The sequence below is a fragment of the Kitasatospora sp. DSM 101779 genome, assembly GCF_025655475.1.
Classification (GTDB): Bacteria; Actinomycetota; Actinomycetes; order Streptomycetales; family Streptomycetaceae; genus Kitasatospora.
On the sequence record NZ_JAHTIK010000001.1, the window covers coordinates 2,346,220 to 2,348,552 of the forward strand.

Annotated in this window: 3 protein-coding genes; 2 read left to right on the top strand and 1 reads right to left on the bottom strand. The window is 73.0% G+C overall.

Features of this window, described 5'->3' with window-relative positions; all coding sequences use genetic code 11:
* Nucleotides 1-309: hypothetical protein (locus KSNIM_RS10895; RefSeq protein ID WP_263103043.1), on the bottom strand; the 309-nt coding region annotated here is incomplete at its 3' end.
* Nucleotides 310-374: 65 nt separating this feature from the next.
* Between KSNIM_RS10895 and KSNIM_RS10900 the strand changes: the two genes are divergently transcribed.
* Together KSNIM_RS10900 and KSNIM_RS10905 are read left to right on the top strand one after the other, a co-directional pair.
* On the top strand, nucleotides 375-584 hold the full coding sequence (locus KSNIM_RS10900; protein ID WP_263103044.1) for a hypothetical protein: 210 nt from the start codon (nucleotides 375-377) through the stop codon (nucleotides 582-584).
* 215 nt (nucleotides 585-799) lie between these two features.
* Nucleotides 800-2,333 (top strand): hypothetical protein (locus KSNIM_RS10905; protein ID WP_263103045.1); only part of this gene is annotated, 1,534 nt, incomplete at its 3' end.

A 2,333-nucleotide genomic window follows, 5' to 3' on the forward strand; every position in this document is an offset into this window, starting at 1 on the left:
GCGCCGCCCCGCCGCCCGGGGGCCGCACCGAGCGCGCCCCCGGCCCCGCAGCACCCCTGACGGGCCGTCCGGGAACACGCCGGAAAGCTGAGCCGATCGGGTGAAGTCGACCGCCCCCCGCGCGCCTCCCAAAACCTCGGATACGAAGAATCCCGGAACCACGCCAAATTCGACGAAGTTTTCGATCTCCGGACCGCCCGGCATTGCCGCGCGAATCCAGGCACTATTCACGAGAAATCGATCACCCGACGTATCCGGTTCCTTGCTCTGCGTCGCATCGCCCCCGTAGTGTCCAGCTTCGTCGGACACCCGTCCGACCGGGGCGGCCGAGTCGCGGCCGCCCCGAGCGCAACCGCACGGAGAAATGGATCCTCATGATCGACATGTCCGTCCTGGAGACCGAGACCGCCGAGCTGCTGCCCAAGCGCGAGGCGCTGAGCCGCTTCAGCTTCAACCTCCACAAGACCACGGTCACCAAGCACGCCGTCGTCTACGCGGAGAACAACTCGGTCTCCTACAACGACCACTCCTGGGACTCCCTGGCGGCCTCGGAGGCGAAGCAGTACATCTCCATCCACCAGTGACGGATGCTCCGCCGCTGACGCCCCGCCGCCCCTCGTGGACGGCCCGGGTGCTGTGAACGGAAGGCGGCCGGCAGGGCAGCCGGCTCGCGGCCGGGCCCCCGACCGGCATTTCTGACCCGTTCACGGAAATCATGCGGAAAGTGTTTCCGGTGGCGCCGGAATCGCCGCCGGAAACACTTTCCGCACTTCCAACGACTGCCAGCCCGGAAGGTGACGTGACCGAGAGCGGACACGGCATCGGCAGCCGGACCCCCACGGCCGCGGAACGCCCGGCGACCGTCGGCGACCTCCGCCGACCGGCCGTTCCCGACGCCTGGGCACGGCCCGGCACCGAGCCCCCCACCGACCCACCGACCGACCCCGGCCAGGCCGGCCCCGCACCGCGGACCGCCGGCGGCCCGCACCGCGCCGCGGAGGACGTCCCGCACGGCACCACCGAGGACGTCCCGCGGCCCGCCCCCGGACTCACCCTGCAGGGCGAGTACCGCGACTCGGGTTTCACCACCCCCCGCTACCTCGTCCGCCGGGCCGACGGGCAGATGGTCCAGCTCAGCCGACTGCTCTACCTGGTGGCCGAGGCCCTGGACGGCACCCGCCCCCTGAGCGGGATCGCCGAACTGGTCAGCGCCCGCTCCGGCCTGGAACTCGGCCCCGAGCACGTCGCCCACCTCCTCGACCACAAGCTCCGCCCGCTGGGCCTGCTCGCCCCGCCGGCCGGCAGCACGGCGGCCGCCCCCGTCCCGGTCACCGACCTGCTGCTCGCGCTGCGCGCCCACAAGGTCCTGCTGCGGCCGCCGTCGGTCAACACCGTGGCCGCCGCGCTGTCCTGGCTGCACCGTCCGGTCGCGGTGGCCGTCGTCCTGCTGCTCACCGCCGCCGCCGACGTCTGGCTGTTCGCGGTGCACGGGGCGATGACCCCCGTCCTGCACACCGTGCAGGAACCGGCCCTGCTGCTCGCCGTCCTCGCACTGACCGTACTGTCCACCGTCTTCCACGAGTTCGGCCACGCCTCCGGCTGCCGCTACGGCGGCGGACGGCCCGGCTGCATCGGCTGCGGCATCTACCTGGTGTGGCCGGCGATGTACACCGACGTCACCGACGTGTACCGGCTGCGCCGCCCCGACCGGCTGCGCACCGACCTCGGCGGGGTCTACTTCAACGCGGTGTTCGTCGCCGTGCTGTTCGCCGCGTACTTCGCGACCGGCCGGGACTTCCTGCTGGCCGCCGTGTACGTCGCCCATTTCGAGATCATCGAACAACTGCTGCCCGTGCTGCGGCTGGACGGCTACTACATCCTCGCCGACCTCGCCGGCGTACCCGACCTGTTCGGCAAGGTCCGGCCGATCCTGCGCAGCATGCTGCCCTGGCGGCCCGTGCCGCCGGAGGTCGCCGGGCTGAAGCGCTCGTCGCGGGCCGTCGTGACGGCCTGGGTGCTCGCCATGGTCCCGCTGCTGGTGGCCGAGATCGCCTACGTGCTCTGGAACGCACCCCGGCTGCTGCGCACCGCGGTGGACTCCTTCACCGGCCGACTCGCCGAGACCGCCGACGCCTTCGCCGCAGGGGCACCCGCCGCCGCGGCCCTCGGCGTGATCGGCCTGGTCATGCTGCTGCTGCCGACCGCCGGCCTGGTCTACCTGCTGGTGCGGCTCGCCCGCCGGGCCGGCCGCGCGGTCGCCCGCGCCCGCTTCACCCCGCGCGGGCGGGCGGCCCTGCTGCTGACGGCCGCGGCCGGCACCGGCGCGGCGCTGG